Consider the following 24,293-nt stretch of genomic DNA (forward strand, 5'->3'; position numbering starts at 1 on the left):
ATAATGAGGATATATGACTAACTCACACACTAATGACTATCACTATATCAAATATCATCTTTGAGAATAATGATAGCATTGTAATTACAACCAATAAAATTTCAGCCAGCTCCTCAGAAGGTTTACCTATTTGGACGCTAAATGGAAAGAGCATTTCAGACCCTCTATCAATAGAGATCTCTTCTTGTGAAACTGTATGCCAACTATCAGATGGAACCACCGGAGTTAAGATTAGCTATAATCCATTATTATGGCGAAAGATCAACACAAACCCTTCGCCGCCTATGCGCTCAAGAGCTTCTTACTTTGTCCTAAATGAAATAGCGTATATTTTCGGAGGGCAAACTACATCCTCAAGCACATCTGCAACAAATGATACATGGAGCTTTAATGGAAACTCATGGACTCAAGTACAACCTTCATCTATGCCGCCTCCTTTATCTAATTCAACCTCTTTTGTCTTAAATGATGAGGCTTATATATTTGGAGGCTCAAATGGTACAGACCACTTTAATGATCTCTGGAAATTTAATGGCTCAACTTGGATGCAAGTACCTGCGAGCAACCCGCCGCCTCCTAGAGAAGGGGCTGCGTCTTTTGTGCTTGAAGGAAAAGTTTATATTTTAGGAGGTGTGAATGAAAATAACAGCAATCAACAATACCATAGTGATTTGTGGGAATTTGATGGAAGTCAATGGACACAATTAAACATTCCGCTACCTACTAACATCAATTATTTTTCAGGAGGAGAGGGTTTAGCAGCTTTTGTTCTTAATGGTATAGCCTACATATTTGGCGGCATGTTTTTCAACTCTTCTCAAGACCTGTTTTGGTCGTTTGACGGAACCGCCTTCACAGAGTTGCCAATCAATAATACATTTCTAAGTTCTATAGTTTTTGAGGCGCGCTTTCTCCGATCAGGAATTTACTCAGGTCTCTTCATTCAAGATGACAAAGCTTACATATTTGGAGGCGGAAGCTCTAACTCCAATTTCTTATTTTCGTTTGATGGATCGCAATGGAACACGGTATCGATAAACCTACCCCGCCCTCCTGAAAGAACTGGGAGTGCTGCGTTTGTTATAAAAAATACACCCTATATTTTTGGAGGTTCCGATAACAGTGGCACAATGAGCGACTTGTGGGCTTTAGAACCCAATCTTTCATCTTTTTTTAATTGGTCTCATCCTAGTACATTTGGGTCAAGCCCAACTCTAAAAACTGATAGCACAGCATTTGTAATCGATGATAAAGGTTATGTGTTTGGGGGTCGGACCACTGGTACACAATTATTTAATGAGCTTCACCAATATAACCCATCTAACAATACCTGGACTCTTTTAAATGCAACCTCCCCTTCTGGCGCAGTAGCTTTATCCACAGCTTTCTCAATCGGAGAAAAAGGTTATATATTTGGTGGAGTTGGCTCAGGCCCTAACTTCCAGCGATCTAATACAATCCTAGAATTTGACTCCCTAACAAATAGTTTTTTAGAGCTGACACCTTCTGGAACTGCCCCAACTCCTCGAGCTTTATCTAGCTCTTTTTCAATCAACAACAAAGGGTACGTTTTTGGAGGATTTAATAGCGCATCACAAGATCTCAATGATTTATTTGAATTCGATCCAGGTGCAAATAGTTGGATACCTCTCTCTCCTACAGGAACTCCTCCGTCTGTAAGAAACGGCGCAACTGGCTTTGCCTTTGATGGGAAAGGGTATATATTCGGAGGCACATCAAGTGGAGTGCTTAAAAATGATCTCTTTTCTTATGATCCAACCACAAATGCGTGGACTACCGTAAATCAATCAGGCAGCATCCCTGATCCTCGCCTTTTGATGGCAGTATTTATCATAAATGATAAAATATATTTCTTCGGAGGTGGAAGAGCTGGGGTAAGCCGCTTTTTTAATGATCTATATGAGTTTAATCCTATCACTGGAGCTTGGACACCCCTTTCTTCTCTTGGTAATATTCCTCCGCCACAAGGTCAAATGACATACTTTGCAGCCAACAATAAAGCATACATTTTTGGCGGCATAACAATTTTCTTAAACGGATCAGGTGCAGGCGCTCTTTTTGATCTTTATGAGCTACAGATCAGCTCTTTAGTTCTTATTTCTGGGCAAACCTTTTATGTCAGAAAAGATACATCACCAAACATCACTATCGGCTCTATCGCTTCACAATCAAAATCTTCGCAACAACAGATTACATTCACTTTGCTAACAAACTCTGAGTTTTTTAAGGTTTTATCTAATGGAGAAATTCGCCTTAAAGCTTCTCTTAAAAATATTACAACTCTAGAAAATGAACTTTCTGTTTCAGTTTCAAACGACCAAGACACTGCGGAAGAATTTATTACAGTAATTGTCATTGAAACCATAGAATCTCAAACATTTAATGTAGATCCAAATATTGGGACGGGAGAAGCATTTGGGCAAATTTTCATTGATAATCCCGAAAATTTTAATTTTGAAATCGTATCACAAAACCCTAATAATCCTCAGTTTCAAATAATTAATCAAAGAGATTTAGCTTTATTATCTGGTACTCTATTATCAACACAGCAATACACAATTACAGTTAGAGCGATACATCAAGCCAATCAAACATATGATGATGCAGATATTCATATCGCTGTACAACCCGGTCCATTTAAACTTTTTGACAACCAGGTATTTACAATCAATGCACTTGATGCAACATCAGGTAAAATTTTAGGTAACATATCCTATGATAACTCTAAAGGCGGAATAATAGAATTCGAAGCAGAAATTGCAGTTTTTCAAGATACAGTTGCACTTGACCACAGTCCATTCAATCTTTCTACAGATGGCACAATCACTATATCAAACCAACAAATCGAACCGGGAGTTTATATATTTTCAGCAACAGCCTTTATAAAAACACAACCTGCAGAATCTTCAACAACAGATATTACTGTTTTTGTATTAAACAATAAACCTCTTTTGCAAAATCAAGAATTTCATATTGATACAGCGTTTGGAAAAAACAGAGAGATAGGAACAATCTTTGCTTCAGATCCTGATGGATTCAGTATTACATCCATTACTATTGAATCCATTGCAAAGGACTCCACCCCAGTCTCCTCTCCACCATTTGCTATTGAAAGCTTTAACAAACTTGTGACAACAAGCACATCTTTAACTGCAGGTACATTTATTGTAACAATTCGAGCAACAGATCAACATGATAGCTTTACAGATGCTCAAATTATTATTAATGTAACAAACAATAACCCTCCTGTGATCGATCCAAATCAACAGTTTTTTATAAATAAAGGCGCAGGACCGGGAACGTTCGTTGGCTTTATTGGAGCAACAGATCCAGACAAAAGCGCTGTAACCTTTGAAAAAACAGAACCTAACTCATTTTTTAATGTGAGTTCGTCAGGAAAAATTAGCGTTGCGCAAACAATCACCTTTGATGAAGCGCAAACTATTTCAATAGTAGCAACAGATTCTACAGGCGCTGCTTCGGAAGAAATAGAAGTTACAATTAACATTAATGCCATCATAAAAGATCAAATATTTCATGTTTACCATAACCTTGCTCCAGGCAGAATATTTGGTGCTGTATCTTTAGAAGGTGATATTGCAGCCTTTACCTTTGCTATTACTCAAACATTTAATGATCCTGTGTTTAGCATCAATCAAACTACCGGAAGGTTATCTTACATAAGTGGTAATCTCAACACAGCTAATTCTTATATGATTACAGTAACTGCAACCTCACAAGGCATTAATCATACAGCTAACATAGAGATCCTTGTGCAAAGTGTGAAATCACCTCCTGTTATCACGCCAGGACAAGTTTTTACCACTACAATAAGCTCACAACATACAACTGTTGAAGGTGCCGTTGGCACGATCGCTTATAGCAATCCAGATGGAGACAATATCACTTTTACGTCTGCAAGTATTCTTACAAAACCTGAAGGCTCTTCTTCAACTTTTTCTCTGACTCAAAGCGGGGCGATAACTGTAGCAGATCCAGAGCCTGGAACCTACACATTTATTGCAACAGCTGAAGCCAGAGCAAATTCCACAACCATGATAGAAGAGCTAACAGAAACAATCACAGTTATTATATTGAACGCAGGTCCTCAAATACAAAATCAAATATTTAATATGGACAAAAACATTGGAAAAAATCAAACAATCGGTGCCTTGTTTGTTTCTGATCCTGATGGTCATAATATAACACTTGCTCTTGTGGAAGATCTTACAACAAACGCAATCACGGATAACTTTGAAATCGTTGGAAGCGAATTGAGAACGTCTAGTAACGCTCCAGATAAATTTGATCTCTCGCTTAATCCAATAAAAATCGAATTTTCAGCGAATGATGGATTTGTAGACCCCCTCCCTACTGCTATGATCACGATTAATATCATTGATCCCAATAAAACACCTATTCTTCACTTTAATCAAAACTTTTACGCAAAAAGAAATTTAAAAGCGGGCAGTTTTATCGGATTTATTGGCGCAACTGACCCAGAAAACGATGAAATCACTTTTACCGCAACAAATGCTTTTTTCGATATTAATTCTGAAACCGGAGCCATAACAGTTGCTGATAGCATAACGACTATGCCTCCGCTTAATTCAGCACCTTTTGATCAACCAATCAAGATAGCAGTAACGGTAATGGACACAGATGGCCATTCCTCTGAAGCAGAAATTACAATAAATATCATTGAAACAATTGCATCGCAAAACTTTAACGTTGATCCAAACATTGGAAATGGTATCTCTTTTGGTACTTTAATGGTTGACGAACCAGCACATCATACTTTTGAAATTTTACCTCAAAATACTTTAGATCCTCAGTTTACATTTATTCAAGGCTCTTCAAGCGCTCCACCTGAAATTGCGAAAGCATCAGGAACTTTAATTAAAGGCGCACAGTATACTATCACCGTAAGAGCAACTAATACAATAACAAATACACATGACGATGCTGCAATTCACATATCAGTCAAAGAGGGACCCTTTATAATTCCAGAAGGTCAAGTATTTACGGTTACAACACATCATCAAGATGTTGGAAGTGTTGCATTTAACGAACCAACAGGTGAAACAGTAACATTTACACCTATCACAACCGGTCAAATTTTAATGAACGAAAAGGGAACGCTAACCATTAACCCTCCTGCTATTCCAGAAAAATATACCCTTAATGTAATGGCAAGCAATGGTACGCAAAATGTTACACAAATCGTCACAGTCAATATATTAAATCAAGCTCCTCAAATGCAAGATCAAATCTTTAAAATTGACACTGCCTTTGGTGGAGACAAAATTGTTGGATTTTTGGCCGCATCCGACGCAGATGGAGATAAGATTACATTCAGTATAGAATCTGCAAGTGACGACCCCAATTCAAACTTCATTCTTGATGAAAATTCAAGCAATATTTTAAAAACTGTGCCTAAACCTCAACTTATAGCTGAAACTGTTATCTTGGATGTAACAGCAACTGATATGCAAAATGGAGCAGCAAGCTCAGCCAAAGTTACAATCGAAATCGCACAAGCGCAAACTCTACCAGTTGTAAAAAGCACTGTACCCTTATGGGCTGCAATTGGTGTGATAGGCGCTATTCTTATTGTGGCTTTTGTAATTGGAATGGTTGCATTTGTGAGAGCATCTCAAAAATTGAAAACCGTAGATGAACCCGCAAAACCTCCACCACCCAAGCCCAAACCTCCGCCTCCACCACCTAGGCCCGAGCCACCTCCACCTCCTCCACCCTATGAGTTCAAACTCTAGGGGGGGTGGCTTTTCGCAATCCTGCATTTTTGTGTAAAATAAGATTGAGTAGTACAGTTTCATTTTATATATGGCCGTCACAATCAAAAGAAATAGACCCTTAAATCCTTGGGAAGATAAAGAAAAAACGCCTTATATTGAAATTGAATCTGTTACAAAATCGTTTGATGATCATCATGAAGCCGTCAGTAGAGTTTCTTTATCAATTTATGAAGGTGAATTTTTCTCTTTACTTGGTCCTTCGGGATGTGGAAAAACCACTTTGTTAAGGCTTCTAGCAGGATTTGAAACCCCTACTTCAGGCAAAATCTTCATTGACGGTGTAGATATCTCCCAACAACCACCTTATAAAAGACCTGTGAATATGATGTTTCAATCATACGCCCTATTCCCCCACATGTCAGTCTACGATAATATTGCTTTTGGCTTGCAGTTTGATAATTTATCTAAAGCAGAGGTGCATGACCGGGTTTATGAAGTGCTAGATCTTGTGCAAATGAAACATTATATAAGGCGCAAGCCACATGAGTTATCAGGCGGACAAAGACAGCGCGTTGCCCTTGCAAGAAGCCTCGCTAAACATCCAAAGCTTATTCTTTTAGATGAGCCTATGGCTGCGCTTGATCGAAATCTTAGAGAGGATACGCAGTTTGAACTTGTGGATATCCAAGAACGCGTTGGGATTACATTCATTATGGTAACACATGATCAAGAAGAAGCTATGACAATGTCCTCACGAGTCGCTATTATGCAAGAAGGCGCCATTGTACAAGTTGGAACACCTCATGAAATTTACGAATTTCCTCATTCACAATATGTAGCCGACTTCATCGGAACAGTGAATATCTTTGAGGGGATTGTTACAGGTCAGTCTGATGAAAATATCTTGATTGATTCTAACGATATTGGATGTAAACTTATGATCACATGCACAGCAACAGTGCCAATTGGTTCTCATGTGAGTATTGCCTTACGACCTGAGAAAATTATTATTAACAAACAACTTGCAAAAAAAGATGTGAACGCAACCAAAGGCACTGTGAAAGATATTGCCTACCTGGGCGATATGTCTATTTATCACATTGAACTGGAAACAGGAAAGGTTGTGCAAGCTTCCATGCCAAATCTCTATCGCTTAACAGAGCGAGATGTCACATGGGAAGATGAAGTATATATCAGCTGGAAACCAGAGAATGGAGTGGTTTTAACAAGCTAAACTTCCTCTAAATGGACTTTTTGATATTTCTTTAGATAAAGCTGATGCGTTGCAACCGTATGAATAAAAGAGCGGTTATGACTCACAAAAATCACAGTTCCTGTGAACTCACACAAAGCATTTGCTAAATTTTCACATGCCGAGAGATCTAGGTGGTTTGTTGGTTCGTCTAAAAACAACGTGTTCGGCTTTTGTGCAAGGATAGATGCCAACGCCACACGACTTTTCTCACCCCCTGATAATACACGAACCGGTTTAAAGATATCATCTCCAGAGATACCCAGACTAGCAAGAAGACTTCGTATTTCAAGCTCTTTCATATTTGGTGCTGCATCATTAAGATTTTCTATAATAGTCAACCCTTCTTGCAATCCCTCTAAATGCTCTTGCGCAAAATATCCTGGGATAACATTATGTCCTGATTCTATAGATCCCCCTAAAGGTTTTTGCCTACCCAATAACGTTTTCAACAAGGTTGATTTACCTAGACCATTCGCACCAAGAATTGCTACGCGATTCCCTTTTACAATATTAAAAGAAAGAGGTTTGATTAAAGCGTAATCATAGCCGATCTCTAACTTATCCGCCTTCACAACAAACTTTCCTGAAGGCGTTGGATTATCAAGACGCAAATTCATCGTTTCACTCAAATTATCAAATTCAATATCTGTTTCAAGTGCTTTTAACTTTGTGAGCATTTTTAATCGAGATTGGACCTGTCTTGCTTTAGATGGCTTGTATCGAAACCGATCCACAAATTTCTCAATATGTGTGTACTGGTCCTGTAAGTGTTTCTCAAACTTTGCATTTTGTGATTGCTTTAAAGTAAACGCATCTAAAAATGCATCAAAGTTACCCACATAGGAGGTAAGCTTTCCTTGCTTTAAATGCAAAATATGCGTTGCTAATCTATTCAGCAAATCCTTGTCATGAGATACAAACAAAACTGTGCCATCAAAATCTTTCAAGTAAGACTCAAACCATTCAATACTCGGCAAATCCAAGTGGTTGGTCGGCTCATCTAACACAAGAAAATTAGGTCGATTAATTAACATCTTCACAAATTCAAGACGCATTCTCCATCCGCCTGATAACATATCTACAGGCTCTTCAAACTGCTCTTCATCAAACCCAAAACCTTTCAAGAGTTTTTTCACATCTTCTTCGATCTTGTATCCTTCGAGATGTTGAAATTTTTGCTCCAAAATTTCATAGCGATCAAATTTATCTTGGGAATAGTCTTTTGTCATCTCCTCAAGAAGCTGATCTCGTTCTGAAATAATTTCATTCAACTCATCAGCTCCATCTAACGCCTCTTTTAATATTGTCGTCTTGGGATAAGGATTTGCAATCTGTGGTAAATAACCTAATCGTAAAGTTTTTGGTTTGATTACTTTTCCATCAAACTCAGTATCAAAACCACATATAATATTCAATAAAGTTGTTTTGCCCTCCCCATTGTTTCCAATCAAGGCAATTCTGGCTTTTACAGGACAAGTGTAATTAATATTCTTTAGTAAACCCCTATATCCAAAAGCTTTTGATATATTTTCTAAAATTATCATAATCACTGGTCTCCAAAGTAAAATTATACTTTATGCCAGAACTTAAAAAAAGAACGGCATACATTTTAAAAAAAAGTATGCCGTATTATATCGTGAGGATAATATCCATATCTCTTGAGAAGATAATCATAGATACTCCTTTATTTTTTAAGCAGCGGACTGATCTTTAGATTCCGCTTCTTCCTTTTTTTCTGCTGTCTCTTTAGATGGTTTTGCTGGTTTATCTTTTTTAGCTTTTGGCTTTGTATCTTCTTCCACAAACATAATCACGCCTTTGGGGGCGTTATCTCCATAACGATATCCATTTTTCAAAATACGCGTGAATCCCCCTGGACGACCTTGATAACGATCTGTCGCTAAAACCATTAATTCATTTACAGCCTCAAGCTTATTTGGGCCTAATTTTGACAACAACAAACGACGTGCATGCAAATCATTTTTACGCGCGATGGTCACAAGTTTCTCAACAAACGGCCTTAATTCTTTACATTTTGGTAAAGTTGACTGAATTTGCTTATGCTGAATTAAAGACACAGCCATATTACGCAACAACGCCAATCTATGGGAAGATGTGCGATTTAACTTTCTTCCTCTAACTCTATGTCTCATTTTCTTTTCTCCTTTTTATTTTTATATCTCATAAGGCATCATAGATTTTTTTGCCGCTTCTTTTTTTACCTTAAAGCTTAAAGCTTCAATATCTTCAGGCGGCCAATCACGAAGCGCCATTCCAAATGAAAGCCCCATTGACTTCAACAAACTCTTGATTTCCACCAACGACTTACGTCCAAAGTTTGGTGTTTTCATCATTTCCACTTCTGTTCTTTGAACTAAATCACCAACATACTTAATGTTGTCGTTCTTCAAGCAATTCATTGAACGAACGGATAACTCAAGATCATCTATTCTGCGTAGTAAATTTGGATCCCATAGTAATTCTTTTTCTTTTGTCTTTGAGGAAGGTCCTTCGTCTTCAAAGTTGATAAACACAGACATCTGATCTTGTGAGATTTTCGCTGCGCAAGCTAAAGCGTCTTCTGGCTTCATGGAACCATCTGTTTTAATGTTTAAAATCAATTTATCATAACCGATAGATTGACCAACACGCGCACTTTGCACATCATAAAAAACACGCTCAACAGGAGAGAAAATTGCATCAATTGGAATTGTTCCTAAAGGTAAGTCATCAAAAGTATGTTCACTTGCCGACTTGTAACCCTTTCCTTTTCTTACAATCAATTCCATCTCAAGGTCATAACCCTCTTCAACATGGCAAATATATTGGTCTTTGTTGATAATCTCCACACCAGAAGGCAAGTCGATATGTTTTGCCAAAACTTCTTTTGGTCCAGAAGCAGAAATTTTTAATGTCTTTTGTGTATCCGCATCCATCTGAACAATAACAGACTTCAAATTCAGAACGACATTAATATAATCCTCTTTCACCCCTGGAATCGTAGAAAACTCATGCAAAACACCGTTTACACGAACAGCAACGATAGCAGCGCCTTGAAGAGAAGAGAGCATAACACGCCTTAAAGCGTTTCCTAAAGTAAATCCATAACCTTTCTCTAAAGGCTCAATCACAACCTCAGCATGATTCAATGTATCATCTAGATATTTCACATCCAAACCATTTGGCTTTACCAATGACTTCCAATTCTTCTCAATCATGGTTGCAATCTCCCCTCTTATACTCTTCTTCTTTTAGGTGCTCTACACCCATTGTGTGGAATTGGTGTTACATCTCTAATAGATGTCAAAACAAACCCAGCTGACATCAAAGCTCTCACTGCCATTTCTCGTCCAGATCCTGGACCAGTTAACTGAACAGAGCATGTCTTAACGCCATACTCTTTTGCTTTCGTAGCGGCATTTTCAGATGCAACTTGCGCAGCAAATGGTGTGGATTTTTTTGACCCTTTAAATCCACAAGCGCCTGCTGAACTTGAGGCAATCACATCGCCTCTTTCATTCGCAATTGTGATAATTGTGTTATTAAAAGTGGAGTGAATTGAAACAATAGCCCTCTCAACCAATCCCTTTTTCTTTCGTATGTTTTTCTTTCCTGCAACAGCCATTTATGTCTCCTTACTTCTTCTTTCCAGCGATGGGGATGGCTCTTCCCCTTCTTGTTCTTGCATTTGTGTGTGTTCTTTGTCCACGCACAGGCAATCTTTTTCTATGACGAACGCCACGATAACAGCCTAAGTCAACAAGACGCTTAATATCCATAGCAACCTTTTTACGCAACTCACCTTCTACAAGATGATTTTCTTGAATTTCGTCACGAATCTGTCTAATTTGCTCTTCTGTCAAGTCCTTTGCTTTTGTGAAAGGATCGATCTTTAGCTTAGCTATAACCTGTTTTGCTGTAGATAAACCAACACCATGAATATAGCGCAACGCAAATTCTATGTTTTTGTTTTCCGGAATGTTGACACCACTAATGCGTATCATGCTTTAATCCCCTTTTTTACATTTTCCTTTATAAACCGCATGACTTCTTTATGGATTTCATCCTTATTTTTGTCAGCATCGATACTATACAATACTCCATTTCTCGAATAAAAATCAATTAAAGGCTGCGTTTTCTCTTTATAATTTTTCATCCTCTGCTCAAACACTTCTTCTGTGTCATCTTTTCTAACAATAAACTCTGCGGAGCCACACGCGTCACACTTATTTTTTTCTTTTGTTGGATTTGTTTTTTCATTGTAAACTGCACTGCAATTAGCACAACTGTAACGACTTAAAAGCCTTTCGCGCAATCTTGTCTCATCTATATGAAAGTGCAAAACTTTCAAAGGACCAGTATATTTCTCTTGCAGCAATTTTGCTTGCTCGATCGTTCTTGGAAAACCGTCTAAGATAACAATTTTTTCATCAGGAATATTTGTAATTCTTGTTTCTAAGGCTGAAAGAATATCGTTATTATCTAACAAATCACCTCTTTCGATGATGTCCTTGATTTTAACACCCAGAGGTGTCTTTCTTTGGATTTCGTCTCGCAAAATATCGCCTGTAGCAATATGATCAACATCTAAAATATCTTTGACCATATCTGACTGCGTGCCCTTGCCAGATCCTGGAGGCCCAACAAAAACAATAATCATGATTTTCTTTTCTTTCGTGAAATTAATCCCTTGTATTGATGTGAAAACAGATAAGACTGAATTTGCGACATCGATTCAATTGTCACACTCACAATAATCAAAATTGTTGTACCGCCTATATAAAACGGCAACGAGGTTTTTGAAAGAAAATACTGTGGAATAACGCAGATACCTGTTAAATAAACCGCTCCAATGGCAGATAGACGGTATAGCACCTTTCTCAAATATTCCTCTGTTTGAACACCTGGGCGAAGACCAGGGATAAAGGCTTGAGACTTCTTAAGGTTGTCAGCCGTTTCTTTTGGATCAAAACTCAACTGTGTATAAACAAAAGAAAACAACACAATCAAAGTTCCAAAAATCACCATATTTAACGGATGCCCCGGACGCAACAAAAACATAAAATATGTCGCAAATGTTGAAGCGGCAAACGCTTGCATAATAACCATTGCCGGCAATGACATAATGGACTGCGCAAAGATAGGAGGCATAACACCAGCCATGTTAATCTTTAACGGCAAATGCGTAGGTAGCTGATCTTGCCCACCAATAACAGTCACATTACGCTTTGGGTATTGTATAGGAACTTTCAATTGCGCTCTTTCCATAAACACAACAAATGCGAATGCCACAGCCGCAAAGAACAACAAAAGTGGAACGATATAATAAGACCCCTCTTGCCTTCCAATTACAAAAACTTTCATAAGTTGAGCAGGAAAACCAGAAACGATACCACCATAAATTAATACCGAAGTTCCATTACCAATGCCTCTTGAGGTGATTTGTTCACCTAGCCACATTAAAAACAACACAGAGCCTGTAATTGTTAAAACTGTTGTAACTTTAAATAACCATGGATCAACTAAAATTGGTGCCATTTCTGATGCGATACCCATTTTTTCAATAAACACAGATAATCCATAAGATTGAAGCACAGCCAAACATACAGTCAATATTCTTGTATACTTGTTCAACTTCCGTTTTCCCATTTCACCTTCTTTTCTTAAGGCTTGAAAGGGTCCGTACCACATAGAGACAAGTTGCACAACGATGCTTGAGGAAATGTAAGGTCCGAGGTTTAAAGCAAAAATTGCCATTCTGCTGAAACCACCACCTGAAAACATATCCATCATTCCAGCAAAGCCAATGGATTGACTTTTGATGATTGTTGCAAAAACCTCTGGGTTAATTCCAGGAAGAGGGATATAAGATCCAATACGAAAAACGATTAAAGCCAGAAGTGTGAAATAAATTCTTTGCTTTAAATCTTTTGCCTTCAGAAGTTGATCAAGACTCATGACCTGCCCTTTTTATGATTTTGTTCTTTTGCTCGCGCCCGCTCTAGGTGCTTTGGCCGCTACCTTGTTCTTTGGTGTATATTCTTTTTTTGCTTCTTTGCGCTCACCGTATTCTCTCTTGATAAACTGTCCGCCAGCTTTCTGAATTTTTTCTTGCGCACCTTTAGATGCTCCATCAAAATGAAATTTATGTTTGAAGCCATCTCTATCTTTTGAGTCTACCACTTTTGCTTTTTTAAATTTATTTGGTACAAATTTTTGCTCTTGCAAAAGCTTCAAATTGATTTCCCCGTCTGACTCCAATTGAAGTCCGTTTGTAAAGAATAGATGAATCTTTTCTAATGTCAAAGTATATGTTTCTTCAGAGTGACTTTTAAACCCTCTCTTTGGAAGCCTTCTGTACAAAGGCGTTTGACCACCTTCAAACCCCTTAACACCTCCACCAGAGCGAGCTTTTTGACCCTTATGCCCTTTACCAGCGGTCTTGCCTTTTGTGGAGCCTATTCCGCGACCAAGCAGTTTTCTTTCACTTTTCGCGCTTTTATTGTCTCTAATTTTGTTTAGCATTTTATTTTATCCTTTCCTAATTTTTTTAGAAAAACCCTTATATTCTCGACCTTTATCAGAGGAAAAGCCATTTTCGCCCTTCCCTTTTCTGTGATTTTTTTGATCAAAATCTCTATCTCTTCTTCTGTCAGATGAAAAATGTCTCTCATCTCTATCCCTACGATCAAATGACCTTGCTTCTCTTCTATCGGATGAAGTGTTTCTATCTCCGCGATTACTCCGCTCAAATGCGCCCTCTTTTCTTCTATTAGGCGAAAAGCTTCCGCCTTGACCTCTTGAGCGTTCCCGTGAACCAGGCAAGCGACTCTCATCCCTCCTGTTAGATGGGAGATTTTTTTTGATCTCGTCCAATTCTCCTGTTATCTTGTGCAGCAGTTCCTTTATTTTAATAAGTTCGTTTTTTATTGCAACTTCCTCAGGTCTACCTTCTTTTGTGTTCATTTTAGAGCTCATCTCGCTAGTGTTTTTTGTTGTTTTATCATTTTTCATCATATTGTCTTTTTCTTTAGTTTCGTCAAGCTCTCTTTTTATCGATACCTCTTCAACTGCTTTTGTGTTTAATTCGTTAGCGCTTATAGAGATCTCTCCGCTAGTGCGTTTTCTTGTTTTTTTATTGACATTTGTTGTGTCAACTTCTTTAGTTTTATTTAACATTCTTTTCTATTCTTCCTGAAAGAGCCTTCTTGCGCTCATTCATTTCTGTAATTTGAAGGCCTCTCCTTTTTGCAACTTGCCTTGGAGATTCCATAACTTTTAATGCATTGAATGTTGCTCTCACAACGTTATAACTATTATTCGTCCCTAAACGCTTTGCCACAACATCCTGCGCACCCAATGCTTCGAAAATAGCACGCATTGCTCCACCTGCGATCACGCCCGTACCAGGCTTAGCGGAACGTATATAAACCTTAGAAGAGCATGAGGCATGTTTTGTATCATAATGAAACGTCTTTCCATGCTTCAACGGAACTTTCATAAGACTGGACTTTGCTTTTAATGCAGCTTTTTTAATCGCATCAGGAACTTCGCGAGCTTTCGCAGAAGCGTACGCAACCTTACCCTTTCCATCTCCAACAACCATAAGAGCTGAAAAACGCATATTTTTACCGCCTTTTACAACCTTAGTTACACGTCTCACTGAAATCAACTTCTCAATAAATTGAGATTCTTCTTTCTTATCGTCATTTCTTCTCTCGCGTGTATTACGACGACCTTCTCCACCATGCCTATCTTTTTTTGCTGCAGAAGTTTCCTCCCCAACTATTTCTTGCTCTGTATCCTTTTCAACTATTTCACTCATTTAAGCGTAACCTCCTTTCTAAAATTTCAATCCAACTGAGCGTACGCTATCCGCAAACTCTTTCACACAACCATGATACGCCATACCGCCTCTATTAAAAGCCACAGACACATCTGCCTTATACTTCTTTTTAATCAACTCACCAAATTCAGTCCCAAACTTCTTGGCAATTTCTTTGTTATATTTCTTTTTTTCTACCGCACGAGATGAAAGTGCTGTAAGTGTTTTTCTTTCTTTTACAGAATCAAACTGCGCATACATATATTTGCTTGTTTTTCTTACAGAGATAACATACTCCTTATCTGTTGTTAAAAACACACGGTAAGAAACACGTCTTTTTCTTCTATGCGATCTTGTTTCTTGAGACATTATTTTTTCTTCCCTTCTTTTCTTAGTACGAAGTAACCTGCAGGAATAATACCCTTTCCTTTATACGGTTCAGGTTTTCTATGCTTCATAATCTCACTTACAGTTTGACCTAACTTTTGTTTAGAAACAGATGAAAACAACAACTCTGTAGGTTTCTCTATTTTTACACTCACATCTTCGTGAAGATCATATTCCACTTTATGGCTATAGCCTAAGTCTAATACTAGCTTTTTTCCTTGAAGTGCGGCTTTGTATCCCACACCTTTGAGTTCAACTTTTTTTTCAAAAGGCTTATCCAGCCCTTGAATAACTTGAAACAAGTTACGTGTTACCGTACCCCACATTGCTCTATTGCAATTCACTTTATTAATAGGCTCGACACCTACTTTTCCACCTTCCTGTTTTACAATGAAACCTTCAGGAACAGGAAAGGTTTGTGTTTTTCCTGATGCAGTTACTTTCACTTGATCATCTTGAACTTCAAGTTTTACTGAGCTAGGAATTGCTAGCTTTGATAATCCAACTCTCGACATAATTAAAACACCCTAAATAATAATTCACCACCAACATTTTCCTTCTTTGCTTGATGGTCTGATATAATACCCTTAGATGTTGATAAAACGTTTACACCAAGCCCGTTAAAATAAGGCGCAAGATCTCCAACAGAAATATACTTACGACACCCTGGCTTTGATACACGCTCAATAATTCTAATTGCTGGCGCTCCATCAACATACTTCAAATTAATCTTCAACTTATAGTTTTCTTGAGGTTCAAAAGATTCAATATACCCCTCTTTTTGTAATACCTCTAAAATCACTCTTGTAAGATTTCTATCTTGCACAAGAGTAAACTTATGCCCCGCTTTTAGAGCATTTCGAATTCGCGTTAAACAATCCGCAATCTTATCTGTTATCATCTTACCAACTCGCCTTTCTTACACCTGGAATCTCGCCAAAAGACGCTAAATCACGAAGAGCGATACGAGAAACACCGAAGTCTCTATAATACGCTCTTGGACGTCCTGATAAACTGCAGCGATTCCTGTATCTTGTTGCCGAAGAATTTCTTGGCTCTTTTGCAAGAGTCATTACAGCTTTTAAACGATCCTCAAAGCTTGTTTCTTTATTGTAAATCGTTGCTTTCAAAGCAGCTCTTTTTGCTCTTTTTCTCTCAATTAGATCTTTACGTCTTGAATTTTTTAATATGCTTGAAAATTTTGCCATATCCTTACCTCTTTTTATTTAATAGGAAAATTAAAAGCTTTTAAAAGGGCCAATGAATGCTCCTTTGCTTTTGATTTCATACAAATTGTTATATCCATACCACGAATCTTGCTAATCGTATCATAATCAACTTCTGGAAATACGATATGTTCTTTTAAGCCAAAACTATAATTTCCTTGCTTATCAAACGAACGGTTTTTTAATCCCCGAAAGTCTCTCACGCGAGGAAGAGCTATATTCACAAGACGCTCCAAAAATTCATACATATGCTTTCTGCGAAGTGTTACTTTACAACCTAGTTTCATTCCTTCTCTGATTTTAAATCCAGCAATAGAATTTTTTGCCTTTGTGATCACAGCCCTTTGGCCAGCAATCTTCGAAAGCTCAGTTTGAACACTGTTTAAAACTTTATTATCAGTTACAGCTTCACTAACACCCATATTCAAAACAATTTTTTCAAGCTTTGGGATTTCATGAACATTCTCTAGCTTTAAGTCTTTTCTTAATGCAGGAGCAATCTCTGATTTGTAAAGCGTCTCATAATGCGTCATTTCTGTTTTTGCTTTTGCTACTTTTGTTGCCATTATTTTGCCTCTCCAGCTTTCTTAGTGGTTTTTTTAGCCGTTGTAGATTTTTTTGCGTTCGTGTCTGTTGATTTCTTTGCTGCTTTAGTTGCTACATCCTTAGCTTTCGATTCGGTTTTTTTAGTAGCCTTTGGTGTTACAGCTGCAGCTTTTGTTTCAGGCACTTCTTCTGCTTTTACTTCTGTCTTTTTCTTTGCTTTTTCTTCAGCTGCTGCTTTTTCAACGATCTTCTTCACCGCTTCTTCGCTGAGCAGATTTGAGCTTTTCTTTACATAAGCTGACTCAATAACCTCTTTACCTGTCTTAACCAAAACACGTTTGCTTACGCCATTTTCAACAATGCGTTTCACCTTGGAAGGAATTTTTTTTCCATCTTTCTCAACGAAAAGAGATACATTAGATACAGCAATAGATGCAACTTTTTGTTGAGGCTGTTGGCCTTTTTTGTTTCGTGTAATTACATTCACGCCAGATATAAACACGCGACCCTTTTCGCGATCAATCTTTTGCACTTCACCTGTAGCACCCTTATATTTACCAGCTACAACTAAAACTTGATCACGACTCTTAATTCTAAACTTTTGCATCACAACACCTCCGGTGCTAATGAGATAATTTTCATAAATCCTTTACCTCTTAATTCGCGAAAAATTGTTCCAAAAATACGAGTTCCGATGGGTTCGTTTTTTGTATCAATTATAACAGCCGCATTCTCAGATGAATTGATATAAGATCCATCTTCTCTCTTAACAGGTTGCTTAGATCTCACAACAACTGCACGAACCACTTCACCTTTTTTTACTTTTGCGTCAGGAATGATAGACTTCACAGATGCAACAATCACATCTCCTGGTCTTGCGTAACGACGTTTACTTCCTCCCAAAACACGAATGCACATAATCTCTTTTGCGCCCGTGTTATCCGCAACTTTTAATCGCCCAAGCTCACGAATCATTTCTTTTCTCCTTCACTATATGCAGCCCATTTCTTCAATTTAGAAACCGGACGACAAGAAGAAAATTTCACCACGTCCCCTAATTTATACTGATTGTTTTCATCATGCACCTGATAGTTTTTATATAAACGAATACGTTTTCTATATTTGGCATGCTCTTTGATCGTTTTCACTCTTACAGTAATGGTCTTATCGTTCTGATCACGAACAACTTTACCTTCCATAATACGATTAGCCATTTTTTTCCTCTCGCTTTTTCTTTGCTATCATCTTCTTCAATTCTTTCATTTGTCTTGAAGTATCTGACATCTTCTTTTGCAACTTTAATAATACCAGCTTTTTTTGTAATTCTTCAAGCGTCAACTCTTCCATCTTATCTCACCTCTCTTCTTACAAATGTCGTTGAAATTGGAAGTTTGGCACTTGCTAGCTCAAATGCTTTACGCGCTAAATCTTCACTGACACCATCTAGCTCAAATAATACTCTTCCAGGGCGTACGCGCACAACCCAATACTCTAAAGAACCTTTTCCGCCGCCCATACGAACTTCAGCAGGTTTCTTTGATACAGGAATATCAGGAAACACTCTAATCCAGAGACGTCCTACTCTTCTTAAGTGCCTTCTGATAGCACGTCTTGCGGCTTCAATTTGTCTTGAAGTAATACGCTCTGGTGCAAGCGCTTTAAGACCAAATGAACCAAAAGATACTTTTGCACCCGCTGTTGCAACGCCACTGATTCTACCCTTAAACGCTTTTCTAAATTTTGTTTTCTTTGGTGATAACATCTCTTTTCTCCCTTAGCTTGTCATCATCTTATAGTTATGCTTCTCACCGGTATAGATCCATACTTTAACACCTATAGCACCGTAAGTTGTGTAAGCTGTATCCACGGCATAACTCACAGCAGATTTTAATGTATGCAGTCTAAGACGACCTTCTTTATACCACTCCGTTCTTGCAATTTCCGCGCCAGCTAAGCGTCCTGAACAAGAAACTTTGATGCCTTTAGCACCAGCTTTAAATGCGCTCATCATTACTCTGCGCATCGCACGCCTAAAAGAAATTCTTTTTTCTAATTGGATAGCAATATTGTGAGCGGCAATTGCGGCATTTAGATCAGCTTTCTTCACCTCTACAATATCAAGAACAAGCTTATTCTTGATAAGAGGTGCGATTGTCGCTTTCACACGCTCAATCTCAGCCCCTTTTTTACCAATCAACATACCTGTTTTCAGAACATGAATCTGAACTTTTGTTTGATCTTCATTTCTTGAGATGAGGATTTGAGAAATTCCTGCATTTCTAAAAGTTTTTTTGATTTTCTTCCTGATGTTATAATCAGCACTCAAGAAATCTTTGTAGTTCGCACGTGTTGCAAACCAATTAGAATCCCATATCTCATTAACACCAATACGAAAACTGATCGGATTGACCTTTTGACCCATCTTACGCCTTCCTTTCTTCTAAAGTCACGTATACATTCGAAAATGGTCTTTCGATCATATCTCCGCGTCCTTTTGCTCGCCATCTTAGTCGTCTCATTGGCGTTGCGCGCCCAACCCAAATTTCCGCGACTTTCAAATTATCAATGTCGGCATTAAAATTGTTTTCTGCATTAGACATAGCAGAGCGTATCAATTTGCTAATATCCTTTGCGATTCTTTTGCTGCAAAAATCAAGTGATCTCATCGCCTGAAACACAGGCATACCGCGAACCATAGAAACCACTTGGTTTGCCTTTCTTGGAGATACGCGTAAATTCAATAAAGATGCTTTATACATTACCGCTTCCCTTTCTTATCGCTTCCAGCATGCCCGTGAAACACACGTGTCGGGGAAAACTCCCCAAGCTTGCAACCAACCATGTTTTCAACAATAAATACAGGTACAAAATTTTTACCGTTGTGCACCGCAAAATTTAAGCCAACAAATTCAGGAATAATTGTAGAGCGACGTGACCATGTCTTAATAGCACCTTTTCCGCCTGTTTCTTTGAACTTCTTCACTTTTTTAATTAATGATGGGTCCACGAACGGCCCCTTCCAAACCGATCTAGCCATTATTTCTTCCCTCTATGTCTTAAAATCATTTTTTGTGTCCTTTTATTATGTCGCGTTTTCTTGCCTTTTGTCAATTTACCCCAAGGAGAAACAGGGTGTCTGCCACCACCTGTCTTACCTTCACCACCACCATGAGGGTGATCAACTGGGTTCATCGCCACACCACGAACAGAAGGTCTTTTACCCTTCCAGCGGCTTCTTCCGGCTTTTCCAACTTGCGTGTTTTTGTGATCTGGGTTTGAAAGAGTTCCTATCGTTGCAAAACACTCTAAATTTACAAAACGCATCTCTCCAGATTTTAATTTGATTGTTGCGTTCGTAGAATCTTTCGCCATGAGCGTTGCATAAACACCTGCTGATCTTGCAACCTGACCACCTTTTCCAATCTTAAGTTCAATGTTATGAATATTGAGACCAACTGGAATTTCGCGAAGTGGCATAGCACAACCAACATTTGGGTCCACTTTCTTAGAAGAGGCTATAATTTTATCACCTACATTTAAAGAATGTGGCGCTAAAATGTAACGCACTTCTTTATTTGAGTATTCAACAAGCGCAATATAACATGTGCGGTTAGGATCATACTCAATTTTCGTAATCACGCCTTCAATGTCACGTACATCTCTTTTAAAATCGATAATACGATAAAGACGCTTATGACCTCCACCAAGATGCCTTGATGTAATACGACCTGCGTTGTTGCGTCCCTTTGCTCTATGATGATACTCTGTCAGTGCTCTATGCGGCCTGTCTTTTGACAACCCAGAACGATCTGTATAAATATAACTCCTTGATCCAGGAGTTATTGGTTTACTATACTTGAGCATTTTCACCCTCCTTCTTGAAGAGATCAAGCTCGATTCTTGAACCCTTTTCTAGCATTACATATGCTTTTTTGAAATCTGATCTCTTACCTTTTCTTTGTTTGAAAAATTTTACCTTTCCGCTTTGATTTAAAGTGTTTACAGATTTCACTTTTACATCGTAAATATTCTCAACAACACGCTTAATTTGATCTTTCGTTGACTTTGGATCAACGCGAAAAACTAAAACTTGCTCTGAATTCTTATCAACATCATAGATTCCAGCGTCTTTTAACGCCTTTTCTGTGATCATAACTTTTTTTAGAATATGTGTATTAATCATCTGAACTAAGCCTCTTCTCTACTTTGCTGAGCGCATCTTTGGAAAAGATCAACGCATCATGATTCAAAATATCATAAACGTTAAGTCCTATAACTGGAAGAACGTCAACGCCGATGCAATTTCTTGACCCTAAAACCAAGTTATCGTTTTGCTCATCTACAAATAAAACTTTATTAGATGGCGTTAGAGCTTTCAAATTTTGCTCAAGCTCTTTTGTTTTAAACGAACCTAGTTGCAAACTTTCCACTACACTCAAGTTATCGTTTTGTAGTTTGTATGCAATGGCATGCAAAAGACCCAAACGACGCACTTTCTTTTGTAGGCTAAAGGAATGATCGCGCATCTGCGGACCAAAAATAATCGCTCCACCTCTCATGTGTGGTGCACGCCTTCCACCTTGACGAGCGCGGCCTGTTCCTTTTTGTCGGAATAATTTCTTTCCGCTACCACGAACCTCAGCTTCTTCTTTTGTCTCGTGTGTTCCAGCTCTTCTTTTTGCAAGCTGCCATCTTACAACACGCGCCAAAATATCATCTCTTACTTTAAGAGATTTTAGGTCTTTCAAAAATGACACTTTCGAAAGATCTATAGAATTCCATTCTGTTTTCTTCTTTGCTACAGTCATTTTACACCCCTGCTCTCTTAATCATTACAGAGCCATTTCTCGGGCCAGGCACTGCGCCACCTACAACAATCACATTATTCTCCGTATCAATTTCAATGATCTTCAAGTTGCGAATTGTGCGATATGCATCTCCATAATGCCCTGCCATTTTTTTGCCTTTAAAGACTTTTCCTGGATCTTGACATTGACCTGTTGAACCGTGTGCTCTATGTGAAATAGACACACCATGAGATGCGCGCATACCATGGAAGTTATGACGCTTCATAACACCAGAAAATCCGCGACCTTTTGTTTTCGCTCTAACATCGATTACAGCCACATCTTTAAATGCATCTGCCTGAATCTTTTGCCCAATTTCGTATTGGCTTACGTCATCACAAAAGAATTCTTTCATTGTTTGAACTATTGGTAATTTATTTTTCTTGAGAAAGCCGATCTGCGGTTTATTTACACGCGTTTCTTTTGTTTCTCCAACTCCTAGAACAAGTTTGTTATCTTTCTTTTCTAGGACAAAGTGATCATCTATCTTCAATAGAGTCACGGGTATGTGCCGCCCATTTTCATCAAACTTCTGGGACATTCCAAGCTTTTTGGCCATCAACCCTTTCAACATTGTTTATGCTCCTTTTTTATCTAATGCTATTTTTACATTTACACCAGAAGGCAGTTGCATTTTTGTCAAACTGTCCATGACTTGCATATCCGTTGCATCAATCTTTAATAATCTCTTATGCGTGCGGACTTCAAATTGCTCTCTGGATTTTTTATCAATATGCGGAGAACGGTTAACCGTATATCTCCGAATACGTGTTGGCAAAGAAATTGGGCCTACAATTGTACCACCCGCTCTTTTTGCCGTGCTCACAATTTCCTTGATGGAATGATCTAACATTTTATGATCATATGCTCTCAACGAAATTTTGATCGCCGATTTTGCCATTAATACTTTCTCAATCTATACCAATATAGTTTATGTTATAACATCCATATTGCGATCACAAGAAATTTTATAGAAAAATTTTATATACAATAACAGTCTTTCGCACATTTGATTTACGCACTTAAAACCCGTAAAATTCATAGGAATTAGCTCTTTATTTGATTCAAAACGCTATGCCTTTTACTGCTTTTTACCTCTATTCAGACCCCCCTACCTCCGCAGCACTCTCCCCAACGAGCTCTCAAAGATCCATCTCTTTAGTCCGCCCCTCCATTAGTCTATCGAAAAACAAACGCCCTTCTATTGGATCAATTCTTTTCAGTCTAACTTTTACCACTACTGTGTTTATTACAGCGCATGTGATGCTATCTGAACTTGATGATAGCGTTATGTTTGCAAAGTTCTGGAATGTTATAGCATTTTTGTATGTTGTTAACAGAATCGCAACTCAAAACTATCTGGATCCTCTAACATATTTCATGTTATATGAATAAAAAAGTGGGGCGAGTGACCGGAATTGAACCGGCGACCTCTAGAACCACAACCTAGCGCTCTAACCAACTGAGCTACACTCGCCATACAGAATATGGTGACGCCACCATAAAAAATGGCTCCTTGAGCAGGACTCGAACCTGCGACCTACTGGTTAACAGCCAGTTGCTCTACCGACTGAGCTATCAAGGAACTAATTCATTTTAGTGTTTTTTTGGTTAAGGTTTCAAGAGGGTCTTTTGTTTTTAAAAAAATCTTTTAATAAAGCGCTGCATTTTTCTTCACAAAATCCACCATAATACGCGATATTTTTATCCACAACACTTTTGTCATTATAAGCTCCAAAGTACACTTTTTTCACACCGGATAATGAAATGGCAGCTTTGCACATTTCACATGGCTCCAGCGTCACGTATAAAACTGCATCCTTAAGTTTTGCGCCTAATTTTTCTTGCCCTTCTTTCAAAACACGCATCTCTGCATGCTCTAATGGATCTCGACCATTTACATGGTGAGAAATAATCCGACCGTGATAAACAAGGAGCGCTGCAATAGGCACAGCTTCTTTATCTAGCGCACTTTCTTTTATATGTTGAATTAGGAAATCAAAATATTCTTTCATAGGAGATGTCTCGTCATAACAAGGAGTGAAATGACGTGACGCTCCAGAATGGATGACCACGCTCCGCTCGCCATGATAACATTTCAGTGATAAGCAAGAACCTAAAGAGATTCTTTAGCAACTTTCGTTCCTGATTTTTTCATATACAGATAATCCACCAAATCTTTAACGGTTTTAAAGTCTAGCGCATCCTCCATTGGAATATCAAGATCAAACTCTTCTTCGCATTCCATAAGCAACTCTGCAAATGTAAGGCTTTCCAATATAATATCTGAATTAAATTGTGATTTCTCTGTAATAGAATCTTTTTCGAGTTCAGCAGCGCTTGCGATCATATTGATCACCTTTGATTTAATAGAAGCTCTCGACACCGGTGTTTGTTTTTCTTTTAACTCACCTTATGCTAACAAAT

33 protein-coding genes and 2 tRNA genes are annotated in these 24,293 nt (G+C 38.2%); 3 read left to right on the forward strand and 32 right to left on the reverse strand.

Annotated features, from left to right (window positions below; all coding sequences use genetic code 11):
• Positions 1–32: 32 nt before the first annotated feature.
• Together H6850_00060 and potA are read left to right on the forward strand one after the other, a co-directional pair.
• A complete protein-coding gene (locus H6850_00060; GenBank protein ID USO02386.1) occupies positions 33–5,798 on the forward strand; it encodes a hypothetical protein in 5,766 nt (1,921 codons plus the stop codon).
• Positions 5,799–5,868: 70 nt separating this feature from the next.
• The gene (potA, locus tag H6850_00065; GenBank protein ID USO02387.1) at positions 5,869–7,014 is read left to right on the forward strand and encodes a polyamine ABC transporter ATP-binding protein; all 1,146 of its coding nucleotides are present in this window, start codon (positions 5,869–5,871) and stop codon (positions 7,012–7,014) included.
• Here the strand turns inward: potA and H6850_00070 are convergent.
• From H6850_00070 to rpsJ, 28 genes are all read right to left on the reverse strand, one after another.
• Positions 7,011–8,579: an ABC-F family ATP-binding cassette domain-containing protein gene (locus H6850_00070; GenBank protein USO02388.1), complete on the reverse strand. Its 1,569-nt coding sequence runs from the start codon at positions 8,577–8,579 to the stop codon at positions 7,011–7,013. The two genes, potA and H6850_00070, sit on opposite strands and share 4 nt — an antisense overlap.
• 147 nt (positions 8,580–8,726) lie before the next feature.
• A complete protein-coding gene (gene rplQ, locus H6850_00075; GenBank protein USO02389.1) occupies positions 8,727–9,188 on the reverse strand; it encodes a 50S ribosomal protein L17 in 462 nt (153 codons plus the stop codon).
• A gap of 21 nt (positions 9,189–9,209) precedes the next feature.
• The gene (locus tag H6850_00080) at positions 9,210–10,253 is read right to left on the reverse strand and encodes a DNA-directed RNA polymerase subunit alpha (GenBank protein ID USO02390.1); all 1,044 of its coding nucleotides are present in this window, start codon (positions 10,251–10,253) and stop codon (positions 9,210–9,212) included.
• 17 nt (positions 10,254–10,270) lie between these two features.
• Entirely contained in the window at positions 10,271–10,660 is a 390-nt protein-coding gene (gene rpsK / locus H6850_00085; GenBank protein USO02391.1) for a 30S ribosomal protein S11, read from the reverse strand.
• Between the two features lie 10 nt (positions 10,661–10,670).
• The gene (gene rpsM, locus H6850_00090) at positions 10,671–11,039 is read right to left on the reverse strand and encodes a 30S ribosomal protein S13 (protein USO02392.1); all 369 of its coding nucleotides are present in this window, start codon (positions 11,037–11,039) and stop codon (positions 10,671–10,673) included.
• On the reverse strand, positions 11,036–11,695 hold the full coding sequence (locus H6850_00095; GenBank protein ID USO02393.1) for a nucleoside monophosphate kinase: 660 nt from the start codon (positions 11,693–11,695) through the stop codon (positions 11,036–11,038). Before H6850_00095 ends, rpsM begins: the two co-directional genes overlap by 4 nt.
• On the reverse strand, positions 11,692–12,993 hold the full coding sequence (secY, locus tag H6850_00100; GenBank protein USO02394.1) for a preprotein translocase subunit SecY: 1,302 nt from the start codon (positions 12,991–12,993) through the stop codon (positions 11,692–11,694). The genes H6850_00095 and secY overlap by 4 nt, the downstream gene beginning before the upstream one ends.
• 12 nt (positions 12,994–13,005) lie before the next feature.
• Positions 13,006–13,560: a 50S ribosomal protein L15 gene (rplO, locus tag H6850_00105; GenBank protein ID USO02395.1), complete on the reverse strand. Its 555-nt coding sequence runs from the start codon at positions 13,558–13,560 to the stop codon at positions 13,006–13,008.
• A gap of 6 nt (positions 13,561–13,566) precedes the next feature.
• Positions 13,567–14,214, reverse strand: a complete 648-nt coding sequence (locus H6850_00110) for a hypothetical protein (GenBank protein USO02396.1) — start codon at positions 14,212–14,214, stop codon at positions 13,567–13,569.
• Positions 14,204–14,860, reverse strand: a complete 657-nt coding sequence (gene rpsE, locus H6850_00115) for a 30S ribosomal protein S5 (protein ID USO02397.1) — start codon at positions 14,858–14,860, stop codon at positions 14,204–14,206. Before rpsE ends, H6850_00110 begins: the two co-directional genes overlap by 11 nt.
• Positions 14,861–14,878: 18 nt before the next feature.
• On the reverse strand, positions 14,879–15,229 hold the full coding sequence (locus tag H6850_00120; protein USO02398.1) for a 50S ribosomal protein L18: 351 nt from the start codon (positions 15,227–15,229) through the stop codon (positions 14,879–14,881).
• Entirely contained in the window at positions 15,229–15,762 is a 534-nt protein-coding gene (rplF, locus tag H6850_00125; protein USO02399.1) for a 50S ribosomal protein L6, read from the reverse strand. The genes H6850_00120 and rplF overlap by 1 nt, the downstream gene beginning before the upstream one ends.
• Before the next feature lie 2 nt (positions 15,763–15,764).
• Positions 15,765–16,148: a 30S ribosomal protein S8 gene (gene rpsH, locus H6850_00130; GenBank protein ID USO02400.1), complete on the reverse strand. Its 384-nt coding sequence runs from the start codon at positions 16,146–16,148 to the stop codon at positions 15,765–15,767.
• 1 nt (position 16,149) lies between these two features.
• Positions 16,150–16,455, reverse strand: coding sequence for a 30S ribosomal protein S14 (rpsN, locus tag H6850_00135; protein ID USO02401.1), 306 nt, complete (start codon positions 16,453–16,455; stop codon positions 16,150–16,152).
• Between the two features lie 14 nt (positions 16,456–16,469).
• Positions 16,470–17,006 carry a 50S ribosomal protein L5 gene (gene rplE / locus H6850_00140; protein USO02804.1) on the reverse strand — a complete coding sequence of 179 codons (537 nt, stop codon included), beginning with the start codon at positions 17,004–17,006 and terminating at the stop codon, positions 16,470–16,472.
• Positions 17,007–17,038: 32 nt separating this feature from the next.
• The gene (locus H6850_00145; GenBank protein USO02402.1) at positions 17,039–17,626 is read right to left on the reverse strand and encodes a 50S ribosomal protein L24; all 588 of its coding nucleotides are present in this window, start codon (positions 17,624–17,626) and stop codon (positions 17,039–17,041) included.
• Complete coding sequence (rplN, locus tag H6850_00150) at positions 17,626–17,994, reverse strand: 50S ribosomal protein L14 (protein USO02403.1); 369 nt, start codon at positions 17,992–17,994, stop codon at positions 17,626–17,628. Before rplN ends, H6850_00145 begins: the two co-directional genes overlap by 1 nt.
• On the reverse strand, positions 17,991–18,233 hold the full coding sequence (gene rpsQ, locus H6850_00155; protein ID USO02404.1) for a 30S ribosomal protein S17: 243 nt from the start codon (positions 18,231–18,233) through the stop codon (positions 17,991–17,993). The genes rplN and rpsQ overlap by 4 nt, the downstream gene beginning before the upstream one ends.
• Entirely contained in the window at positions 18,226–18,366 is a 141-nt protein-coding gene (locus tag H6850_00160) for a hypothetical protein (GenBank protein ID USO02405.1), read from the reverse strand. Before H6850_00160 ends, rpsQ begins: the two co-directional genes overlap by 8 nt.
• Position 18,367: 1 nt before the next feature.
• Positions 18,368–18,781: a 50S ribosomal protein L16 gene (rplP, locus tag H6850_00165; protein USO02406.1), complete on the reverse strand. Its 414-nt coding sequence runs from the start codon at positions 18,779–18,781 to the stop codon at positions 18,368–18,370.
• A 12-nt stretch (positions 18,782–18,793) separates the two neighbouring features.
• Positions 18,794–19,441, reverse strand: a complete 648-nt coding sequence (rpsC, locus tag H6850_00170) for a 30S ribosomal protein S3 (protein USO02407.1) — start codon at positions 19,439–19,441, stop codon at positions 18,794–18,796.
• Between the two features lies 1 nt (position 19,442).
• A complete protein-coding gene (gene rplV / locus H6850_00175) occupies positions 19,443–19,778 on the reverse strand; it encodes a 50S ribosomal protein L22 (GenBank protein USO02408.1) in 336 nt (111 codons plus the stop codon).
• Positions 19,778–20,056 carry a 30S ribosomal protein S19 gene (gene rpsS / locus H6850_00180; protein USO02409.1) on the reverse strand — a complete coding sequence of 93 codons (279 nt, stop codon included), beginning with the start codon at positions 20,054–20,056 and terminating at the stop codon, positions 19,778–19,780. Before rpsS ends, rplV begins: the two co-directional genes overlap by 1 nt.
• Positions 20,056–20,883, reverse strand: coding sequence for a 50S ribosomal protein L2 (gene rplB, locus H6850_00185; protein USO02410.1), 828 nt, complete (start codon positions 20,881–20,883; stop codon positions 20,056–20,058). The genes rpsS and rplB overlap by 1 nt, the downstream gene beginning before the upstream one ends.
• Positions 20,870–21,172, reverse strand: coding sequence for a 50S ribosomal protein L23 (locus H6850_00190; protein ID USO02805.1), 303 nt, complete (start codon positions 21,170–21,172; stop codon positions 20,870–20,872). The genes rplB and H6850_00190 overlap by 14 nt, the downstream gene beginning before the upstream one ends.
• A gap of 22 nt (positions 21,173–21,194) precedes the next feature.
• Complete coding sequence (rplD, locus tag H6850_00195; protein USO02411.1) at positions 21,195–21,827, reverse strand: 50S ribosomal protein L4; 633 nt, start codon at positions 21,825–21,827, stop codon at positions 21,195–21,197.
• Between the two features lies 1 nt (position 21,828).
• Complete coding sequence (rplC, locus tag H6850_00200) at positions 21,829–22,440, reverse strand: 50S ribosomal protein L3 (protein USO02412.1); 612 nt, start codon at positions 22,438–22,440, stop codon at positions 21,829–21,831.
• A gap of 3 nt (positions 22,441–22,443) precedes the next feature.
• Entirely contained in the window at positions 22,444–22,767 is a 324-nt protein-coding gene (gene rpsJ, locus H6850_00205; protein ID USO02413.1) for a 30S ribosomal protein S10, read from the reverse strand.
• A 173-nt stretch (positions 22,768–22,940) separates the two neighbouring features.
• On the opposite strand from rpsJ, the gene H6850_00210 reads away from it, so the two are divergent.
• Positions 22,941–23,261 (forward strand): hypothetical protein, encoded by a 321-nt coding sequence (locus H6850_00210; GenBank protein USO02414.1) that lies wholly within the window; start codon positions 22,941–22,943, stop codon positions 23,259–23,261.
• 5 nt (positions 23,262–23,266) lie between these two features.
• Here the strand turns inward: H6850_00210 and H6850_00215 are convergent.
• The 4 genes from H6850_00215 to H6850_00230 form a co-directional block, all read right to left on the reverse strand.
• A tRNA-His gene (locus tag H6850_00215) sits at positions 23,267–23,343 on the reverse strand.
• Between the two features lie 32 nt (positions 23,344–23,375).
• A tRNA-Asn gene (locus H6850_00220) sits at positions 23,376–23,451 on the reverse strand.
• Between the two features lie 34 nt (positions 23,452–23,485).
• Positions 23,486–23,881, reverse strand: a complete 396-nt coding sequence (locus H6850_00225; protein ID USO02415.1) for a nucleoside deaminase — start codon at positions 23,879–23,881, stop codon at positions 23,486–23,488.
• Positions 23,882–23,982: 101 nt separating this feature from the next.
• Complete coding sequence (locus H6850_00230) at positions 23,983–24,252, reverse strand: acyl carrier protein (protein ID USO02416.1); 270 nt, start codon at positions 24,250–24,252, stop codon at positions 23,983–23,985.
• Between the last annotated feature and the right edge of the window lie 41 nt (positions 24,253–24,293).

The organism is Alphaproteobacteria bacterium, from assembly GCA_023898745.1.
Classification (GTDB): domain Bacteria; phylum Pseudomonadota; class Alphaproteobacteria.

What these genes read in the sequence shown, in the direction of transcription:
- H6850_00120 (USO02398.1), bottom strand. Translation starts at nt 15,229, where the DNA reads ATGTCTCAAGAAACAAGATCGCATAGAAGAAAAAGACGTGTTTCTTAC.
- H6850_00080 (USO02390.1), bottom strand. Translation starts at nt 10,253, where the DNA reads ATGATTGAGAAGAATTGGAAGTCATTGGTAAAGCCAAATGGTTTGGAT.
- rplD (USO02411.1), bottom strand. Translation starts at nt 21,827, where the DNA reads ATGACTGTAGCAAAGAAGAAAACAGAATGGAATTCTATAGATCTTTCG.
- H6850_00225 (USO02415.1), bottom strand. Translation starts at nt 23,881, where the DNA reads ATGAAAGAATATTTTGATTTCCTAATTCAACATATAAAAGAAAGTGCG.
- rplC (USO02412.1), bottom strand. Translation starts at nt 22,440, where the DNA reads ATGTTGAAAGGGTTGATGGCCAAAAAGCTTGGAATGTCCCAGAAGTTT.
- H6850_00070 (USO02388.1), bottom strand. Translation starts at nt 8,579, where the DNA reads ATGATAATTTTAGAAAATATATCAAAAGCTTTTGGATATAGGGGTTTA.
- rplE (USO02804.1), bottom strand. Translation starts at nt 17,006, where the DNA reads ATGACGCATTATGAGACGCTTTACAAATCAGAGATTGCTCCTGCATTA.
- rpsJ (USO02413.1), bottom strand. Translation starts at nt 22,767, where the DNA reads ATGGCAAAATCGGCGATCAAAATTTCGTTGAGAGCATATGATCATAAA.
- H6850_00110 (USO02396.1), bottom strand. Translation starts at nt 14,214, where the DNA reads ATGTTAAATAAAACTAAAGAAGTTGACACAACAAATGTCAATAAAAAA.
- rpsE (USO02397.1), bottom strand. Translation starts at nt 14,860, where the DNA reads ATGAGTGAAATAGTTGAAAAGGATACAGAGCAAGAAATAGTTGGGGAG.
- rplB (USO02410.1), bottom strand. Translation starts at nt 20,883, where the DNA reads ATGCTCAAGTATAGTAAACCAATAACTCCTGGATCAAGGAGTTATATT.
- secY (USO02394.1), bottom strand. Translation starts at nt 12,993, where the DNA reads ATGAGTCTTGATCAACTTCTGAAGGCAAAAGATTTAAAGCAAAGAATT.
- H6850_00145 (USO02402.1), bottom strand. Translation starts at nt 17,626, where the DNA reads ATGCAAAAGTTTAGAATTAAGAGTCGTGATCAAGTTTTAGTTGTAGCT.
- rpsM (USO02392.1), bottom strand. Translation starts at nt 11,039, where the DNA reads ATGATACGCATTAGTGGTGTCAACATTCCGGAAAACAAAAACATAGAA.
- rplF (USO02399.1), bottom strand. Translation starts at nt 15,762, where the DNA reads ATGTCGAGAGTTGGATTATCAAAGCTAGCAATTCCTAGCTCAGTAAAA.
- rplQ (USO02389.1), bottom strand. Translation starts at nt 9,188, where the DNA reads ATGAGACATAGAGTTAGAGGAAGAAAGTTAAATCGCACATCTTCCCAT.
- rpsK (USO02391.1), bottom strand. Translation starts at nt 10,660, where the DNA reads ATGGCTGTTGCAGGAAAGAAAAACATACGAAAGAAAAAGGGATTGGTT.
- H6850_00160 (USO02405.1), bottom strand. Translation starts at nt 18,366, where the DNA reads ATGGAAGAGTTGACGCTTGAAGAATTACAAAAAAAGCTGGTATTATTA.
- rpsN (USO02401.1), bottom strand. Translation starts at nt 16,455, where the DNA reads ATGGCAAAATTTTCAAGCATATTAAAAAATTCAAGACGTAAAGATCTA.
- H6850_00210 (USO02414.1), top strand. Translation starts at nt 22,941, where the DNA reads ATGCCTTTTACTGCTTTTTACCTCTATTCAGACCCCCCTACCTCCGCA.
- rpsS (USO02409.1), bottom strand. Translation starts at nt 20,056, where the DNA reads ATGGCTAGATCGGTTTGGAAGGGGCCGTTCGTGGACCCATCATTAATT.
- rplV (USO02408.1), bottom strand. Translation starts at nt 19,778, where the DNA reads ATGTATAAAGCATCTTTATTGAATTTACGCGTATCTCCAAGAAAGGCA.
- rpsC (USO02407.1), bottom strand. Translation starts at nt 19,441, where the DNA reads ATGGGTCAAAAGGTCAATCCGATCAGTTTTCGTATTGGTGTTAATGAG.
- H6850_00190 (USO02805.1), bottom strand. Translation starts at nt 21,172, where the DNA reads ATGATCACAGAAAAGGCGTTAAAAGACGCTGGAATCTATGATGTTGAT.
- rplP (USO02406.1), bottom strand. Translation starts at nt 18,781, where the DNA reads ATGTTATCACCAAAGAAAACAAAATTTAGAAAAGCGTTTAAGGGTAGA.
- rplO (USO02395.1), bottom strand. Translation starts at nt 13,560, where the DNA reads ATGCTAAACAAAATTAGAGACAATAAAAGCGCGAAAAGTGAAAGAAAA.
- H6850_00060 (USO02386.1), top strand. Translation starts at nt 33, where the DNA reads ATGACTATCACTATATCAAATATCATCTTTGAGAATAATGATAGCATT.
- H6850_00095 (USO02393.1), bottom strand. Translation starts at nt 11,695, where the DNA reads ATGATTATTGTTTTTGTTGGGCCTCCAGGATCTGGCAAGGGCACGCAG.
- rplN (USO02403.1), bottom strand. Translation starts at nt 17,994, where the DNA reads ATGATTCGTGAGCTTGGGCGATTAAAAGTTGCGGATAACACGGGCGCA.
- potA (USO02387.1), top strand. Translation starts at nt 5,869, where the DNA reads ATGGCCGTCACAATCAAAAGAAATAGACCCTTAAATCCTTGGGAAGAT.
- rpsH (USO02400.1), bottom strand. Translation starts at nt 16,148, where the DNA reads ATGATAACAGATAAGATTGCGGATTGTTTAACGCGAATTCGAAATGCT.
- rpsQ (USO02404.1), bottom strand. Translation starts at nt 18,233, where the DNA reads ATGGCTAATCGTATTATGGAAGGTAAAGTTGTTCGTGATCAGAACGAT.